We start from the raw sequence: 15,502 nt of genomic DNA on the forward strand, positions 1-15,502 counted from the left end.
GGTTGGGGGGGGGGTTGGGGGGGGGGGGGTGGGGGGGGTCGGGGGGGCGGGGGGGCCGGGCTCGCCCCCCCCCCCGCCCCGCCGGGAGGCTGGAACGTCAGGGGTCGAGGGGTTCAGCAGCTCAGGTTCGACCCCGGCGTGGTCCCCAGGATCTGGGTGAACGCCTTGTAGCGGTCGATGCGGCTCTGGACCTGCGCGGGGTTGCCGCCGTTGCACTCCAGGGTGCCGTTGATGGCGCGGATGGTCTCGCCGAAACCGGCGCCGTTGACCATGGCGTTGTGCGGGGTCATCGTGCCGGGGCCGCTCTGGGTGTTCCAGTACCAGAGGCCGGTCTTCCAGGCGATCGCCGGGTTCTGCTCGACCAGGTACGGGTTGTTGAGGAGGTCGATGCCGAGCGCGTCGCCCGCGGCCTTGTAGTTGAAGTTCCAGCTGAGCTGGATCGGGCCGCGGCCGTAGTAGGCGGCCTGTCCGGCCGGGCAGCCGTAGGGCTGGGTCTTGTCGCAGTAGTGCGGGTAGTTGCTCTGGTTCTGCTCGACCACGTACTTCAGGCCACCCGTCTCATGGCTGACGTTGGCGAGGAACGCCGCCGCCTCCTGGCGCTTGACGGTGTCGCTGCCGGTGTTCGCGAAGCCGGGGTAGGCGCTGATCGCGTCGGTCAGGCCCTTGTACGTGTAGAACGGGTTCCGGCTCGGGAACATCTGGTTGAACTGCGCCTCGGTGACGAGGAATCCGGACGGGTCGGGGTCGCCCGGGTCCGTGCCGCCGCCGCAGGCGCCCGCGTCCGCCCAGACCTCGGAGCGGCCGGGGGTCTCGTTCTGGGTCCACCACTTGGCGGTCCAGTTGTGTCCGTTGTACGAGGCGGAGTTGCCGCCCGTGTAGACGGACGAGGAGCTCCATGGCGCGGCGCATGCGGCGGCGGACGCCGTCGTGGCGGCCGGACCCAGGACGATCATCGCGCCGAGGGCGGCCAGCGCGGCCGCGAAGCCGGTGATTCGTTTGATCATGCCAACTCTCCTTAAGGGCGGGACGGGGGAGGGCCCGGCGCCGCCATGGGGATGCCGGTGACTCAAGCGAAAGTGGTCTGAACCTGTCAAGGTCTAGACCAGGGGTGGAATCGTGCGCTTCGGCGGCCGAGAGGCGTGTTCGCTGTGCATTCGCCGGGCAAATCCCGCTCTCAACAGGGTTGATTCCGCGGTGACTTCACGCCTGGAGCGGGTCCGGGCTCGCCCGGCGTCCAAGGTAAAGCCTGCGGGGCGTCCAGCATGCGGACCGGCCTCGGTGCGGTGGCGGTGCCGTTTGACTCTCGAAACATGGGATGTTCCCATGTTTGCCGAAGCTCAGGAGAGAAGAAGCCCAAGAGAGAAGGTGCCGACCCATGCCGCTGCGCAGTGCCGCACGGACCAACCTCGTCGACCTGGTCATCGCGCAGATGGAGAGCCTGATCTCCGACGGCGAGTGGCGGGTCGGCGAGAAGATCCCGGCCGAACCGCTGCTCGTGGAGCAGCTCGCCGTGGGCCGCAACACCGTGCGGGAGGCCGTCCGCGCGCTCGTGCACACGGGCATGCTGGAGCCCCGGCAGGGCGACGGCACCTATGTGCGGGCGAACAGCGACTTCGGCGCGGCCGTGCAGCGCAGGCTGCGCCGTGCGGGCGCCCTTGAGGCGTACGAGGTGCGGGCCTCCCTGGAGCGGGACGCCGCGCGCCATGCCGCGACGCGCCGCACGGACGACGACCTCACCGCCCTGCGGGCCGCCCTCGCCGAACGCGACCGCGCCTGGCGCAGCGGCGACATCGCCGCGTTCATCGACGCGGACGTGGCCTTCCACCGCACGGTCGCCGACGCAGCGCACAACAGCGTCCTCGCCGAGCTGTACGGACACCTCAGCGACGCCCTGCGCGAGACGCTGCAGTCCGTCGTCGCCGCTCCCGTGCCCGACTCCGTACGGCACCAGCTCGACGCCCACGAGGCGATCGTCGACGCCATCGAGGCGCGCGATCCGCAGGCCGCGGAGGCCGCGGTGCTCGCCCATCTCGCCGAGGGCATGGCCGCGCTGCGCGACCAGCCGCAGGACGGCCCCGACGCCGACGCGCACACCGGCGGAGCAGCTCATGCCTGAGAAGAACGGGTCCGTCGCCGAGGCGCGGACCGACAGCGGCATAGGGGTGGGCGCCGCTACCGGCACCCCCGGCCAGGCCCCCGCCCCGACCGGAATCGCCGGACGCCGCGCCCTCTGTCTGGCCGTCGGCGTCGTCCTGCTCGCCCTCAATCTGCGCCCCGCCCTCGTCGCCGTCTCGCCGCTCGCCGACACCATCCGCGACGACAGCGGCATGTCGGCCGCCGCCACCAGCCTGCTCACCGCGCTGCCGCTGCTCTGCTTCGGCCTGCTCGCCCCCGTCGCGCCCCGCCTCGGCATGGAGCGTGCGCTGCTCGGCACCATGGCGCTGATCTGCGCGGGCACCGCCCTGCGCATGCTCGACTCGGTGGTCGCGCTGTTCGCGGGCACCGTCGTGATCGGCGCGGGCATCGCCGTGGCCAACGTCCTGCTGCCCGGTCTGATCAAGCGCGACTTCCCCGCCAAGGCCGGACTGATGACCGGCCTGTACTCGATGTCGCTGTTCGGCGGCGCCGCGCTCGCGGCCGGTGTCACCCTGCCCGTGCAGCAGGCGAGCGGCATGAACTGGCGGACCACCCTGGCCTGTTGGGGCGCGCTCGCGGTGATCGCGCTGCTCGTCTGGCTGCCGCAGATCCGGTCGCGTACGCGGGTGGGCGCGGCGGCCGCGCGGCAGGCGGCGCATCCCGTACGCGGCCAGTGGCGCTCCCCGCTGGCCTGGCAGGTCACCGCGTACATGGGGCTCCAGTCCCTCAACTACTACGCGGCGGCCGCCTGGTTGCCGACCGTGTTCCAGGACGCGGGGCTGAGCGCGGGCGACGCCGGGTGGATGCTCTCCTTCTCCTCGCTGCTCGGCATCGCGGGCTCGTTCATCGCCCCGGTCGTCGTGGGCGGGCGGCTGCGCTCGGGCACCCTCGCCGTGCTCGGCGCGGTGCTGTGCGCGCTCGGCTTCGCGGGACTGCTCGCCGCACCGGTCGGCGGCGCCTATCTGTGGATGGTGCTGCTCGGCCTCGGCCAGGGCGCGGCCATCAGTCTGGCGCTGCTCTTCATCGTGCAGCGGGCGCCCGACGCGCGGCACGCGGCGCAGCTGTCCAGCATGGCCCAGTGCTTCGGCTACATCCTCGCGGCGACCGGCCCCACCCTCCTCGGCGCGGTCCACGACGCCTCGCACAGCTGGACGGTGCCGCTCGTGCTGCTCCTCGTACTCCTCGTCCCGCAGGTCGTGGTGGGTATCGGTGCGGCACGGGACCGTCATGTGGCGGGCATCGGCTGACGCCTGCTCGGGCAGGATGCACCCGGTGCGGTTCTTCACGGCGCACCGTGTCGGATCGAGAAGGGTGCAGCGATGACGGATTCGACCCACGGGCGGCTCGTGGTCTCACGGGCGACGCTCGACGACTGGCGTGTGGTGACCGGGTGGGCGGCGGACGAGGGATGGAACCCCGGTCTCGTCGACGCCCCCTCGTTCTTCGCGCAGGATCCCGAGGGATTCTTCGTGGGCCGCGTCGACGGGGAGCTGGTCTCCGCGGTCTCCGTCGTCAACTACGGGGAGCGGTACGCCTTTCTGGGCTTCTACCTCGTCAGGCCCGGCCTGCGCGGCAAGGGCTTCGGCCTCGCCACCTGGCGGGCCGGTCTCGCGCACGCGGGCGACCGGACCGTGGGCCTGGACGGCGTGCCGGACCAGCAGGACAACTACCGCCGTTCCGGCTTCACATGGAAGCACGGCACCCTGCGCTATCTGGGCCGGCTGACCGCCGTCGACGTGCCCGACCGGTACGTCAGGCCCGTCGAGGCCGCGGGGTTCAAGGCCCTCATGGCGTACGACAGTGCCTGCGTCCCGGCCGACCGGCCGCGTTTCCTGGAGTCCTGGCTCGCGGCGCCGGGCCACCGCGCGCTCGCCCGCATCGTCGACGGACGGCTGACCGGGTACGGCGTGATCCGTCCGGGACGCGACGCCCGGCGGGTCGGGCCGCTGTTCGCCGACACCCGGGCCGACGCCGAGGCGCTCCTGGACGCGCTGGCCGTCGACGCGGACGGCACGCCCGTCGCCATCGACGTGCCGGAGAACAACCCGGAGGCCGTCGCCCTCGCCGAGGCGCGCGGCATGAAGCCCACGTTCGACACGGCCCGCATGTACACGGGCCCGGTCAGGGACTTCACCCAGGAGCGGGTGTTCGGGGTCACCACGCTCGAACTCGGGTAGCCGCGGGGGCCGGGCGGTCGTACGGGGACGGCCGCCCGGAAAGTGTTGACCTGAAGTTTGGTTGAGGTCCTAACGTTCCCTGCATGAGCATGGAAACCACGGCCTGGACCCAGCTGCACAGCGTCCTGACGGCCCAGGACGACCGCCGGCCCTTCGCCCGCGCCACGCTGCGCCGCATCGGCGCCTTCGCACGGCCCCATCGTCGGCGCATCTGGCAGTTCGTGCTGCTGAGCGTCGTCACCGCACTGCTCGCCGTGGCAACTCCCGTACTGGCGGGCAATGTCGTCAACGCCATCGTCACCGGCGCCGAGTCCGGGACCGTGGTGCGCTACGCCCTGCTCATCGCTGTGATCGCGCTCGCCGAGGCCGGAATCGGGCTGCTCGCCCGCTGGCTCTCGTCGAACCTCGGCGAGGGCCTCATCCTCGATCTGCGGACCGCCGTCTTCGACCACGTACAGCGCATGCCCGTCGCCTTCTTCACCCGCACCCGCACGGGCGCCCTCGTCAGCCGCCTGAACAACGACGTGATCGGCGCGCAGCGGGCGTTCAGCAACACGCTCTCCGGCGTGGTGGGCAACGTCGTGACGCTCGTGCTCACGCTGGCCGTGATGCTCACCCTTTCGTGGCAGATCACGCTGCTCGCCCTCGTGCTCCTGCCGGTCTTCATCGTGCCCGCCCGCCGCATGGGCTCCCGGATGGCCCGCTTGCAGCGCGAGGCCGCGCACCACAACGCCGCGATGGGCACGCGGATGACCGAGCGGTTCTCCGCGCCCGGCGCCACCCTCATCAAGCTCTTCGGGCGGCCCGGCGACGAGTCCGACGAGTTCGCCGCCCGGGCCCGCCGGGTGCGGGACATCGGCGTACGCACCGCCATGGCCCAGTACACGTTCATCACCGCGCTCACCCTCGTCTCCGCCCTTGCGCTCGCGCTCGTCTACGGCCTCGGCGGCTACTTCGCCCTGGAGGGCACGCTGGAGGCGGGCGCCGTGGTGTCCCTCGCGCTGCTGCTCACCCGGCTGTACGCGCCGCTGACGTCCCTGGCGGGCGCCCGGGTCGAGGTCATGAGCGCCCTCGTCAGCTTCGAGCGGGTCTTCGAAGTGCTCGACCTGAAGCCGCTGATCGAGGAGAAGACCGACGCCGTACCGGTGCCCGACGGCCCGGTCGCCGTCGAGTTCGAGAACGTCCGCTTCGGCTACCCGGCCGCCGACAAGGTCTCCCTCGCCTCCCTCGAAGAGGTCGCGTCGCTCGACACCCGCGGCGGCGACGAGGTGCTCCACGGACTCTCCTTCCGCGCCGAGCCGGGACAGACCGTCGCGCTCGTCGGCTCGTCGGGCGCGGGCAAGTCGACCATCGCGCAACTGCTTCCGCGGCTGTACGACGCGGACTCGGGCGTCGTACGCATCGCAGGAGTCGACGTACGCGACCTGTCCGCGGAATCGATGCGGGCCACGCTCGGCATGGTCACGCAGGACGGCCACCTCTTCCACGAGTCCGTCCGCGCCAATCTGCTCCTCGCCAGGCCCGACGCGACCGAGGACGACCTGTGGGACGTGCTGGGCCGGGCCCGGCTCGACGACCTGGTGCGCTCGCTGCCCGACGGCCTCGACACCGTGGTCGGCGAGCGCGGCTACCGGCTCTCCGGCGGCGAACGCCAGCGCATGACCATCGCGCGCCTGCTGCTCGCCCGGCAGCGCGTCGTGATCCTCGACGAGGCGACGGCGCATCTGGACAACACCTCGGAGGCCGCCGTCCAGGAAGCCCTCGGCGAGGCCCTGGCGGGCCGCACCGCCGTGGTGATCGCCCACCGCCTGTCCACCATCCGGTCCGCCGACCAGATCCTGGTCGTCGAGGCGGGGCGCATCGTGGAACGCGGCACGCACGAGGAACTCCTCGACCAGGGCGGGCGCTACGCGGAGCTGTACCGCACGCAGTTCGCCAAGGGCGCGGAGGCCGGGGAGACCGAGGCGGTCGAGGAGGTCGTCGGGGCGGCCTGAGCCGAGCGCGGCCCGTACCGGCACCGGAGATCGACCCGGTGCCGGTACGGGCCGTTTCACAAGATCGCGAAGCCCACAGACGTCCACCAGGAGTTCATTGGTTCCCCACCAACCACACACCCGCCCGTGAGAGAAACCTCCCATGTGCGATGACGAGTTGATACCGCCGAGCGCGGACATGACCGAGGACGAGTGGCTGCGGGCCGACCCGTCCCTCGGCGAAGGACCCGTGGGGCAGCGGGTCCGGGAGATGCGGGCGCTGCGGCGGCGCTCCGTGCTCGGCGGTGTGGTGGCGGGCGCGGCGGCCCTCGCGGTGCTGCCCGGACAGACGCCCGCGGCGGCGGTGGCCCGCACACAGGAACCGGGGAAGTTCCCGCTGCCGACCGGGCCGAACCGGGCGGGGGAGTACGCGGTCCTGCTCACCGGCGACGCCGGCACGGGCGAGGAGGCCCAGCACGCGGTGGCCGCCGCCGCGCGCGAGGTGTGCCGGGCCCAGGGCGTGCGCCTCGCCGTCGGCCTCGGCGACAACATCTACGAGAACGGTCCCGAGTCCGACCACGACTCCGAGTTCCGCACCAAGTTCGAGGACCCCAACTCCGGCCTGGACATGCCCTGGCTGATGGTCCTCGGCAACCACGACTGCTCCGGCCTCATCCCCGGCAGCGGCGGCGACCCCTCGCGCGGCGACCGCGAGGTCTCGTACGCCAGGAACTCGCCCCGCTGGTACATGCCGAGCCGCTACTACAACGTGGCGCTGCCCTCCGCCGAGCACGGCCACGGCGACCCGCTGGTGGAGTTCTTCGCACTCGACACCAACCCCGTCACCTCGTACGTCGTCCAGGTCGACCCGCACTACTGGTGGAACGGCCCGTACATGCGCGAGCAGCGCGCCTGGCTCGACGGCGCGCTCAAGGCGTCGCGGGCCCGCTGGAAGATCGTCCTCGGCCACCACCCGTACCTGAACAACGGCAAGCACGGCAGCGCCGGTTCGTACGACGGATTCGTGATCGGCAACTACACCAGCGGCATCCACCTCAAGGAGCTGTACGAGGAGGTGGTGTGCGGGCGCGCCGACCTGATCCTGTCCGGGCACGACCACACGCTGCAGATCCTGGAGCCCACCGCCCGCACCGGCGGCACCCGGCAGATCGTCTGCGGCGCCGCGGCCAAGGCCGGTGACGGGAAAGCCCACTTCGGGCACCCGTCGACCTGGCAGAACTTCGCCGACCACGGCTTCATGCTCCTGAAGGTGTCCGACCGGGCGATGACCGTGGAGGCGTACACCGTCGACGTCGCCACCCGCAAGGCGAGCCTCGCGCACCGCACACGCACCGCGACGCCGGTCACCGGGGCCCGCGTCTGACGGGCGCACGGGTCCCGGCGGGTCTTCCGGGGAGGGGCCCCGGCACCCTCCCCGGAAGGATCAAGCCAAAGGCGACGCGGGGTGGAGGCTGGAATTCCGCAGCCAGGGTTTGATCCGCTTTGCGGGGTATGAATGCGATCATGAATGCGATCATGAATGCGATCAGCGCACCCGGCCAGGACACGTCCACCCGCACCCCGGCCGTCGCCATACTGCGCCTGCTCGGCGGGTTCCAGATCTCCCAGGCCCTCTACGTCGCGGCCCGCGCCGGCATCGCCGACGAACTGCGCGACGGCGCACGGACGGTCCGCGAGGTCGCCGAGGCCACCGGGACCCGGCCCGATCTGCTGCGCAGGCTGCTGCGCAGCCTCTCCGCCGAACAGGTCTTCGCCTACGACGCGGACCAGGACTCCGTCGCGCTCGGCCCCCTCGGCCACACGCTGTGCGGCGACACCGACGAGTCCGTGCGCGACGTCGCCCTCATGTGGATGGAGACCCACTACCGGCCCTTCGCCCAGCTGTGGTCCACGCTGCACGACGGAGTCCCGGCCGCGGAACGGGAGTTGGGCAAACCGTTCTTCGACTGGCTCGGCGAGGACGCGGACCGCGTCGCGGGATTCACCTCCGCCATGGGCAACATGATGCGCGCCATCCGCCAGGACGCCCTGGACTCCCTCGACCTGGCCGACGTCCGGCACCTGGTCGACATCGGCGGCGCCGACGGAACGGCCATCGCCTCCCTCGCGGAACGCCACCCCCGGCTGCACGGCACCGTCTTCGACCTGCCGCACGTCGTCACCGCGGCGGACGCGACGCTGGCCCGCAAGGGACTCGCCGACCGGATCGGCACCAGCGGCGGCGACTTCTTCCAGGCCGTGCCCGAGGGGGCCGACGCGTACCTGGCCTGCTTCATCCTCCACGACTGGAGCGACAAGCAGAGCACACGGATCCTGGAGCGCGTCCACGAGGCCGCCGCCCCCGGCGCCCGGCTCTACTTGGTCGAGACCGTCCTCGGCCAGGGCCCCGCACCCGAGATCGCGACGATGCTGGACCTGACCATGATGGGCATGCTCGACGGCAGGGAACGCACCCTGGAGGACTGGCGCTCCCTGCTCGACGGCGCCGGATTCCGGCTCACCGGGACCGTGGAGACGGCGGGACCGATGTGCGTCCTCGAGGCGGTCAGAGTGGATTCCTGACGGCACCTGCCGCCCGGCCCCCGTGATCCACCACGTGGTGCCGGTGGACGGGCGGCAGGCCGGGCAGCAGTCCCGGCCAGACCGTGTCGATGACGTGCGCGCTCGGTGTGAACAGGGCCTGGCCCAGGGCGGGCAGGTCGCGCACCTCGTGCCACTCCCAGCGCCGGATCAGCGCCGGTTCGGTCACCTGAGGCGTACCGGTGTAAGCGGTGACGCGGACGGCGGCGGTCACCCGGGGCAAGTCGTCGACGGCGTCCATCAGGACGGCCAGCAGGCGCGCGTCATCGGCCCCGGCCTTCAGCCCCGTCTCCTCCGCGAGCTCCCGCACCGCGGCCGCGGTGAACGCCTCCCCGGGCTCGTTCTTGCCGCCCGGCAGCTCCCACGTGCCGCCCACCGACAGGCCGAGCAGCACCCGTCCCGCCGGGTCGGTGACCACGACCCCGGCCCCCGTCAGCGCGTGCGGTCTCGGCCTGCCCTTGCCGCTGAAGGCGATCCGGGCCGGGACGGGATCGCGCAGCACCAGGAAGACGAGCCCGTCCGCGTCGTACCGCTCGACCCTGCCCCAGCCCGCAGACAGCAGGCCGATCTCGTCCTCGTCGAGCGCGATGTCCCGCCTGGCCTCCGGCACGGCGTCGGCCGCCAGCGTGATCACACACAGGGCACCGCCCGGCCTGAGCCGCTCCCGCAGCCGGTTCAGGACGCGCGTACGGTCGGCGACGAACGCCAAAGAGAGCCGGAACGTGATCAGGTCGTACGCCGGATGCGGCAGCCCGGCGGGGTCGTCGCGCTCGATGTCGAACCGCAGGAAGCTCACCGTTCCGTCGGCCGTGCCCGCGGCAGCGGTGACGGCGGCGGGGGCGTAGTCGACGGCGTCGGTGCGGTAGCCGCTCGCGGCGAGATGGCGGGCCAGCTCCCCGAGGCCGCAGCCGACGTCGAGGGCGAGGCCGCCGTCCGGGGCGGGGACGTGCGCGGCGAGCAGTGCGCGTTCCCTGTCGCCGAGCGGGCGGAACGAGGAACCGCCCCGGTAGTGCGCGTCCCACTCGTCCTGCGAGGTGTATCCCACGGTCAGCTGCTCCTTGCCTCCGCGGTCTCTGCCACGCGGCGGTAGTGGTCGAGTTGGGTGATGCCGTTGTAGCCGTAGCTCTCCGGGTGGAGTTCGTAGAGGGCGACTCCGGTGACCGGAGGCAGCAGGTCCAGTGTCTCGTGGAGCAGCGCGTAGGCCCCGGTGATGAACCGGCTCTTCTCCTCGGCGCTGTTGGTGCCCGCGGTGACGCTCACCTCCACGTGCGCGCCGGTGGCCTCGCCGACGGGCCTGCCCGCGACGAAGTAGTGCCCGCCGGGGACCGTGTTGATGTGGACCGTGGTGCGGGCCGCGGACTTGCCGAGGGCGGAGACGGCCAGATCGGTGAGCCCCTCCGCGAGCGCGGTGCGGTGCGCGGCGGACAGGTCGGGGTCGGAGACGGTGACGCGGATGTACGGCATGGGATGACGCCTTCCGTGAGAAGGGGAGCGGATGCCCGCACGAGCGGGGCGCGGATGCCCCCACGAGAGGGGGCGCGGATGACCATCACCCTTTCCCGTCAGCGAAGATGGGTCCAACGCGGATCATTCATGGGCCCATGAGAGGGCCTCATGACAGGGGCCCACGGCGGGCCGGGGCGGTGAGGAGGAACCGTGGCGCTGAACCTGCCGCAGCTGCGCGCCTTCGTCGCGGTCGTCGACGCGGGCGGCTTCGGGACGGCGGCGACGGACCTCGGCCTGAGCCAGTCCGCGGTCTCGCACGCCGTCGCCGCGCTGGAACGCGCGCTCGCCGCGCCGCTGGTCGTCCGCTCGACTCCCGTACGCACCACGGCACTTGGCGACACGGTCCTGCCCCACGCCCGTGCCGCGATCGCGGCGACGGACGCGATCGCCGACGCGGCGGCCCGGCACGACGCGACGACCGGCGGCACCGTGCGCCTGGCCGCCACGCCCACCGTCTGCCAGGGGCTGCTGCCCTCGCTCCTCCAGGAGTGGTCCGAACGGCTTCCCGGCATCCAGGTCCGGGTCTTCAAGGGCAGCGGCGAGGAGATCGACGCATGGCTCGCGGGCGGGGCCGCGGACGCCGCCGTCGTGGTCGATCCGCCGCGCCCCGCCGACGGGGCCGCCGACACCGGCGTCCCGCTGGCGGTCGACTCCTTCTTCGCCCTGCTGCCGCTCGACCACCCGCTGGCGGGCGAGCCGAGCGTCCATGTCGGGGACCTCGCGGACGACCCGCTGATCCTCTCGCCCAACGGCTGCGAGCGGCACATCCGCGTCATCCACCGGCTCGGCGGCGTGACGTACTCCCTCGCCCACCGCGTACGCGACCTCGGAACGCTCATCAGCATGGTCCAGGCGGGGCTCGGCGTCTCGATCCTGCCGGAGGTCACACGGCCGCTGATCCCCGACGACCTCGTCCTGGTGCGGGTCGTCCCGCACCACAGCAGACGGCTCGTCCTGACGGGCCCCCGCGAACGCCCCTGGTCACCGGCCGTTCGGGCGCTCGTGGCCGCGCTGTAGCCGTGGCCCCGCGATGCCAATGCCGTGACCACGGCATTTACCTGTTCTCCGTACTGTCGATACACAATTGCGGGGATATCGCGATGTAGGCCCTCCATCATCGTCCCTACCCCCCCACCTCCTGTGTCTGGAAGTACCGTGCCCCTGCTCCGCCGTCCGCCTGCCCCCGGTGCGTTGCGGAGCATGTCCGTCGTCCTTGCGGCAGTGGGCCTGTCGGTGCTGCTGGGGGGATGCGCGCAGAACAAGGAGCCGCAGGGGTCCGGCCGCTCCGGTGCCGTGACCGGTCCGGTGCAGCTGTGGCCCGAACGGTCGCCCGCGCCGCCGCCGATCCCGGGCAAGGACGCCTACGGGCGGCCTTCGCCGCTCACCGGAGTGCCCGAGGTGCCGTCCGGGGACATCCGGAAACTGGACGTCCATTCCGTGGTCGCGGCGCAGCTCGCCGAGGAGGACCGGCGCGAGGAGCGGTCGTTCGGCGAGGAGACCACGAGGCAGCTCCTCGGCTGCGCCACCAAGAAGAACGCCACCAAGAAGAATTCCACCGAGAAGAAGCAGTGTCCTCTGCTCGCGCCCCAGTACCAGGACCTCACGGGTGACGGGAAGGCGGAGCTGATCCTCGGGATCGACCGCAAGGAATTCGGTCTCGCGGTGTGGGTCTACCGGCTCGACGCGGGCAAGGTGACCCGGATCCTGAACACCGGCATGGAGGAACTCTCCATCGAGGTGGCGAACGGCAAGCTGGTCGTCCGGGAACCCATGGGAGCCCCGGGGTACGAGATGCGCACCGTCTACGCCTGGGACAGCCCGCGTAGGGTCATGGAGATCGAGACGGTGGAGTACGACCGGACGTCCGACGCCGGTGCCACGGAGCCGGCACGGTGAGGGCCGGGCCCCGGCGGACCCGGGTGCGGCTGCCTTCATGGACGGGGACGCTGCACTGGAAGTGCGCGATCTTCATCACCGCCATCTGCTGCCTGCTCGCCGTGCTCCTCGGCACCCTCGTGCACGTCCAGGCCAGCGCGGACGGCGAGAGCCGGGCCCGCAAGGCGGCCCTGACCGCGCTGGAGAGCGCCGAGTCCGCGTACGCGGCGGGCGAGCCGCTCGGCCCCGACGCCGCGGTGGATCCCGCGGGCCTGCCCGCGAGCCTGCGCCGGATGGTGCTGACCCGCGAGGAGCGCGGCAGCCAGCTCGCCGAACACCGCGGCCGCCCGGTGACCTGGGCCGCCGCCCCGGTGACCGGGGGCAAGGTGCTCGCCGTCAGCCAGGACTACAGCAGCCGCGCGGCCACCGTCCGCCGCCTGGACCGGGCCATCATCGTCTCGTCGGTCGCCGCGACCGCCGTCACCCTGGTCGCCGGAATGATCGCGGTGTCCCGCCTCACCCGCAGACTGCGCCGCACCGCCCAGGTCGCCCGCCGGATCAGCGCCGGTGACCTCGGCGCCCGCGTGAACGACCCCCGCGCCCTGCGCTCCGGCCAGAACCGCGACGAGACGCTCGCGGTGGGGGCCGCGCTCGACGGGATGGCCGCCACGGTGCAGGACAAGCTGCACAGCGAGCAGCGCTTCACCGCCGACGTCGCCCACGAACTGCGCACCCCGCTGGCCGGTCTGCTCATGGCCTCCGAGCTGCTCGAACCCGGTCGCGCGACCGACATGGTGCGCAACCGCATCCACACGCTGCGCGGCCTGACCGAGGACCTCCTGGAGATCTCCCGGCTCGACGCGCGGGTGGAGCTGGCCGAGGTCGACACCCACAAGCTGGGGCAGCTGGCCGAGCACGCGGCTCGGGCCACCGGCTACGAGGTCGAGGTCACCGTCGTCCGCGACACGTACGTCCAGACCGACCGGCGCAGGCTCGAACGCGTCCTCGGCAACCTGGTCGTCAACGCCCACAAGCACGGCCGGGTGCCGGTGTCGATGAGCGTGGACGGTCCGGTCGTCACCGTACGGGACCACGGCGACGGCTTCCCGGACCATCTCCTCGACCACGGGCCGCAGAGATTCCGGAGCGAGTCCCACGACGGCAGGAAGAACGGGCACGGCCTGGGCCTGACGATCGCGCTCGGCCAGGCGCGGGTGCTCGACGGGGCCCTGGAGTTCTCCAACGCGCCCGACGGCGGGGCCGTCGCCACCCTCCGCCTCTCCGCCGCGCCACCCCCGCCGGACTGACCGGACTGACCGGACTGACCGGACTGACCGGACTGACCGGACTGACCGGCCTGCCCTGGCGCGTTCGCGCCGGTGGGGCAGGCGCCGCACTGAAGACGTTGCCCATGCGGCGTGCGCGGGCCGTGGCCGTCGTGGGAGTCTTGCCGGTGAGCCCCGAGGCCGACCCGGGGACTCATGTTGGGCTTCTGCTGATCCACCTTAGGACTGCCATGCGTCCTACCTGCATGAATGGCTAATTGATCATGTTTCGTACCATGTTCAAGTCCAAGATCCACCGCGCCACGGTGACCCAGGCCGACCTGCACTACGTGGGATCCGTCACCATCGACGCCGACCTCCTGGACGCCGCCGACCTCCTGCCCGGTGAACTCGTCCACATCGTCGACATCACCAACGGCGCGCGTCTGGAGACATACACCATCGAGGGCGAGCGCGGCAGCGGCGTCATCGGCATCAACGGCGCGGCCGCGCACCTCGTGCACCCCGGGGATAGGGTGATCATCATCAGCTACGCCCAGGTCGAGGACGCCGAGGCGCGGGCGCTGCGGCCCCGGGTCGTGCACGTCGACGAGGGCAACCGCGTCGTGGCCCTCGGCGCCGACCCGGGCGAGCCCGTGCCGGGCGACGAGGGAACGGCGCGCAGTCCGCTGAGCGTGTGAGGCACGAGGAGAGCCGATGACCGAGATCCAGGACGACCGGGCCCGGGGTGTGCTCGAGGCGCGCGAGGGCGGTGAAGTCGTCGGGCACATCGTTTACTTCACGCTGGACGCGCCCGAGGCCGCACTCGTCCCCGTGCACACCGAAGTGCCCTCCGCCCATGAGGGCAAGGGCATCGCGGGGGCGCTGGCCGGAGAGCTGTACGTCATCGCGGGCCGCGAGGGCCTCGCCGTCGTACCCCTGTGCCCGTACGTCGCGAAGTGGGCCGAGCGGCACCCCGAGCAGGCGCCCGCTCCCTCCGACGATCTGCTGCGGGCCGCGCTCGACAAGGTCAGGACGGACCCGTCCGCATGGTGACGCTGGGGCTGCTGCACACGTCGCCGGTGCACGTGCCCGTCTTCGACGCGCTCCGCGACGAGCATCGGCCGGGCCTCGAACTACGGCACCACGTGGACGAATCGCTCCTGGAGCGGGCCCGCGTGGCAGGCCCGGACGCCGTCGCATCCGATGTGCGGGCCGCGCTCGAACAGGCCGTGGCGGACGGCGCGGGGGCCGTGCTCTGCACCTGCTCCACCATCGGCGGCGTCGCCGAGGCCGTGGGCCCGGGAAGCGTGCCCGTGCTGCGCGTCGACCGGCCGATGGCGGCCGCCGCCGTCGCCGCGGGGCGCCGGGTCGTCGTACTGGCCGCGGTCTCGTCCACCCTGGGGCCGACCTCGGAACTCATCGAGGACGAGGCCCGGCGGGCCGGCCGTGACATCGAGGTCAGACCCGTCCTCGTGGAAGGCGCCTGGGAACTGTTCGAGGCAGGCGACTCCGACGGCTACGCCCACTCGATCGCGCGAGCCGTCACCGCCGTGCGCGACGCCGACGCGATCATCCTCGCGCAGGCGTCGATGGCTGCGGCGCAGGATCTCCTGCGGGAGGCGGGGGACGTCGTGGTGCCCGTCCTGTCCAGCCCGCAGCTCGGATTCTCGGCGGCGGCACGGCTGGTGTGACGGGGGCGGGGTGCGGCCGCTCCGCGTGCGGCGGTTCCCGTCGCTTCGCCGTTTGACCGGTGCCGAATCCGCGGGCCGGATGTGGCTGGTCGCGCAGTTCCCCGCGCCCCTTTCGGGGCACGGACCCCCCCACCGCACTCCGACAAGGCCGCTTACCTCCCGCTCCGCGCGCGGTGGTCCTCGCTCTCTTGCCGCGTGCAGTGGTTCCTGCTCCCGCTCTGCGTGCAGTGGTTCCTGCTCCCGCTCTGCGTGCAGTGGTTCCTGCTCCCGCTCTG

The 15,502-nt window shown here is 72.2% G+C and carries 15 protein-coding genes; 12 read left to right on the plus strand and 3 right to left on the minus strand.

What is annotated here, in order from left to right; all coding sequences use genetic code 11:
- Window positions 1–113 precede the first annotated feature (113 nt).
- A complete protein-coding gene (locus ACFWZ2_RS20035) occupies window positions 114–1,004 on the minus strand; it encodes a glycoside hydrolase family 19 protein (RefSeq protein WP_384547415.1) in 891 nt (296 codons plus the stop codon).
- Between the two features lie 371 nt (window positions 1,005–1,375).
- On the opposite strand from ACFWZ2_RS20035, the gene ACFWZ2_RS20040 reads away from it, so the two are divergent.
- From ACFWZ2_RS20040 to ACFWZ2_RS20065, 6 genes are all read left to right on the plus strand, one after another.
- Window positions 1,376–2,116, plus strand: a complete 741-nt coding sequence (locus ACFWZ2_RS20040; protein ID WP_384547417.1) for a FadR/GntR family transcriptional regulator — start codon at window positions 1,376–1,378, stop codon at window positions 2,114–2,116.
- The gene (locus ACFWZ2_RS20045) at window positions 2,109–3,383 is read left to right on the plus strand and encodes a CynX/NimT family MFS transporter (protein ID WP_384547419.1); all 1,275 of its coding nucleotides are present in this window, start codon (window positions 2,109–2,111) and stop codon (window positions 3,381–3,383) included. Before ACFWZ2_RS20040 ends, ACFWZ2_RS20045 begins: the two co-directional genes overlap by 8 nt.
- Window positions 3,384–3,455: 72 nt before the next feature.
- Window positions 3,456–4,313 (plus strand): GNAT family N-acetyltransferase, encoded by an 858-nt coding sequence (locus tag ACFWZ2_RS20050; RefSeq protein ID WP_384547421.1) that lies wholly within the window; start codon window positions 3,456–3,458, stop codon window positions 4,311–4,313.
- An 83-nt stretch (window positions 4,314–4,396) separates the two neighbouring features.
- Window positions 4,397–6,307, plus strand: a complete 1,911-nt coding sequence (locus tag ACFWZ2_RS20055) for an ABC transporter ATP-binding protein (RefSeq protein ID WP_384547423.1) — start codon at window positions 4,397–4,399, stop codon at window positions 6,305–6,307.
- Between the two features lie 142 nt (window positions 6,308–6,449).
- A complete protein-coding gene (locus tag ACFWZ2_RS20060; RefSeq protein ID WP_384547425.1) occupies window positions 6,450–7,670 on the plus strand; it encodes a metallophosphoesterase in 1,221 nt (406 codons plus the stop codon).
- A gap of 140 nt (window positions 7,671–7,810) precedes the next feature.
- The gene (locus ACFWZ2_RS20065; RefSeq protein ID WP_384547427.1) at window positions 7,811–8,869 is read left to right on the plus strand and encodes a methyltransferase; all 1,059 of its coding nucleotides are present in this window, start codon (window positions 7,811–7,813) and stop codon (window positions 8,867–8,869) included.
- Here the strand turns inward: ACFWZ2_RS20065 and ACFWZ2_RS20070 are convergent.
- Together ACFWZ2_RS20070 and ACFWZ2_RS20075 are read right to left on the minus strand one after the other, a co-directional pair.
- The gene (locus ACFWZ2_RS20070; RefSeq protein ID WP_384547429.1) at window positions 8,853–9,932 is read right to left on the minus strand and encodes an NUDIX domain-containing protein; all 1,080 of its coding nucleotides are present in this window, start codon (window positions 9,930–9,932) and stop codon (window positions 8,853–8,855) included. The two genes, ACFWZ2_RS20065 and ACFWZ2_RS20070, sit on opposite strands and share 17 nt — an antisense overlap.
- Before the next feature lie 2 nt (window positions 9,933–9,934).
- On the minus strand, window positions 9,935–10,351 hold the full coding sequence (locus ACFWZ2_RS20075; RefSeq protein ID WP_384547431.1) for a 4-oxalocrotonate tautomerase family protein: 417 nt from the start codon (window positions 10,349–10,351) through the stop codon (window positions 9,935–9,937).
- 192 nt (window positions 10,352–10,543) lie between these two features.
- On the opposite strand from ACFWZ2_RS20075, the gene ACFWZ2_RS20080 reads away from it, so the two are divergent.
- The 6 genes from ACFWZ2_RS20080 (at window position 10,544) to ACFWZ2_RS20105 (ending at window position 15,227) form a co-directional block, all read left to right on the plus strand.
- Complete coding sequence (locus ACFWZ2_RS20080) at window positions 10,544–11,410, plus strand: LysR family transcriptional regulator (RefSeq protein WP_384547433.1); 867 nt, start codon at window positions 10,544–10,546, stop codon at window positions 11,408–11,410.
- 183 nt (window positions 11,411–11,593) lie between these two features.
- The gene (locus tag ACFWZ2_RS20085) at window positions 11,594–12,289 is read left to right on the plus strand and encodes a hypothetical protein (RefSeq protein ID WP_384547435.1); all 696 of its coding nucleotides are present in this window, start codon (window positions 11,594–11,596) and stop codon (window positions 12,287–12,289) included.
- Entirely contained in the window at window positions 12,286–13,575 is a 1,290-nt protein-coding gene (locus tag ACFWZ2_RS20090) for a sensor histidine kinase (RefSeq protein ID WP_384547437.1), read from the plus strand. The genes ACFWZ2_RS20085 and ACFWZ2_RS20090 overlap by 4 nt, the downstream gene beginning before the upstream one ends.
- A 242-nt stretch (window positions 13,576–13,817) precedes the next feature.
- The gene (gene panD / locus ACFWZ2_RS20095; RefSeq protein WP_384547499.1) at window positions 13,818–14,234 is read left to right on the plus strand and encodes an aspartate 1-decarboxylase; all 417 of its coding nucleotides are present in this window, start codon (window positions 13,818–13,820) and stop codon (window positions 14,232–14,234) included.
- Window positions 14,235–14,250: 16 nt separating this feature from the next.
- Window positions 14,251–14,589 (plus strand): GNAT family N-acetyltransferase, encoded by a 339-nt coding sequence (locus ACFWZ2_RS20100; RefSeq protein WP_384547439.1) that lies wholly within the window; start codon window positions 14,251–14,253, stop codon window positions 14,587–14,589.
- Window positions 14,583–15,227, plus strand: a complete 645-nt coding sequence (locus tag ACFWZ2_RS20105; protein ID WP_384547440.1) for an aspartate/glutamate racemase family protein — start codon at window positions 14,583–14,585, stop codon at window positions 15,225–15,227. Before ACFWZ2_RS20100 ends, ACFWZ2_RS20105 begins: the two co-directional genes overlap by 7 nt.
- Window positions 15,228–15,502 lie beyond the last annotated feature (275 nt).

It is taken from the genome of Streptomyces sp. NPDC059002, from assembly GCF_042740435.1.
Lineage (GTDB): Bacteria > Actinomycetota > Actinomycetes > Streptomycetales > Streptomycetaceae > Streptomyces.

Excerpts from the sequence above, each read along its gene's own strand:
- ACFWZ2_RS20035 (WP_384547415.1), bottom strand. The coding sequence starts at position 1,004 with ATGATCAAACGAATCACCGGCTTCGCGGCCGCGCTGGCCGCCCTCGGC.
- ACFWZ2_RS20040 (WP_384547417.1), top strand. The coding sequence starts at position 1,376 with ATGCCGCTGCGCAGTGCCGCACGGACCAACCTCGTCGACCTGGTCATC.
- ACFWZ2_RS20045 (WP_384547419.1), top strand. The coding sequence starts at position 2,109 with ATGCCTGAGAAGAACGGGTCCGTCGCCGAGGCGCGGACCGACAGCGGC.
- ACFWZ2_RS20050 (WP_384547421.1), top strand. The coding sequence starts at position 3,456 with ATGACGGATTCGACCCACGGGCGGCTCGTGGTCTCACGGGCGACGCTC.
- ACFWZ2_RS20055 (WP_384547423.1), top strand. The coding sequence starts at position 4,397 with ATGAGCATGGAAACCACGGCCTGGACCCAGCTGCACAGCGTCCTGACG.
- ACFWZ2_RS20060 (WP_384547425.1), top strand. The coding sequence starts at position 6,450 with ATGTGCGATGACGAGTTGATACCGCCGAGCGCGGACATGACCGAGGAC.
- ACFWZ2_RS20065 (WP_384547427.1), top strand. The coding sequence starts at position 7,811 with ATGAATGCGATCATGAATGCGATCAGCGCACCCGGCCAGGACACGTCC.
- ACFWZ2_RS20075 (WP_384547431.1), bottom strand. The coding sequence starts at position 10,351 with ATGCCGTACATCCGCGTCACCGTCTCCGACCCCGACCTGTCCGCCGCG.
- ACFWZ2_RS20085 (WP_384547435.1), top strand. The coding sequence starts at position 11,594 with ATGTCCGTCGTCCTTGCGGCAGTGGGCCTGTCGGTGCTGCTGGGGGGA.
- panD (WP_384547499.1), top strand. The coding sequence starts at position 13,818 with ATGTTTCGTACCATGTTCAAGTCCAAGATCCACCGCGCCACGGTGACC.
- ACFWZ2_RS20100 (WP_384547439.1), top strand. The coding sequence starts at position 14,251 with ATGACCGAGATCCAGGACGACCGGGCCCGGGGTGTGCTCGAGGCGCGC.
- ACFWZ2_RS20105 (WP_384547440.1), top strand. The coding sequence starts at position 14,583 with ATGGTGACGCTGGGGCTGCTGCACACGTCGCCGGTGCACGTGCCCGTC.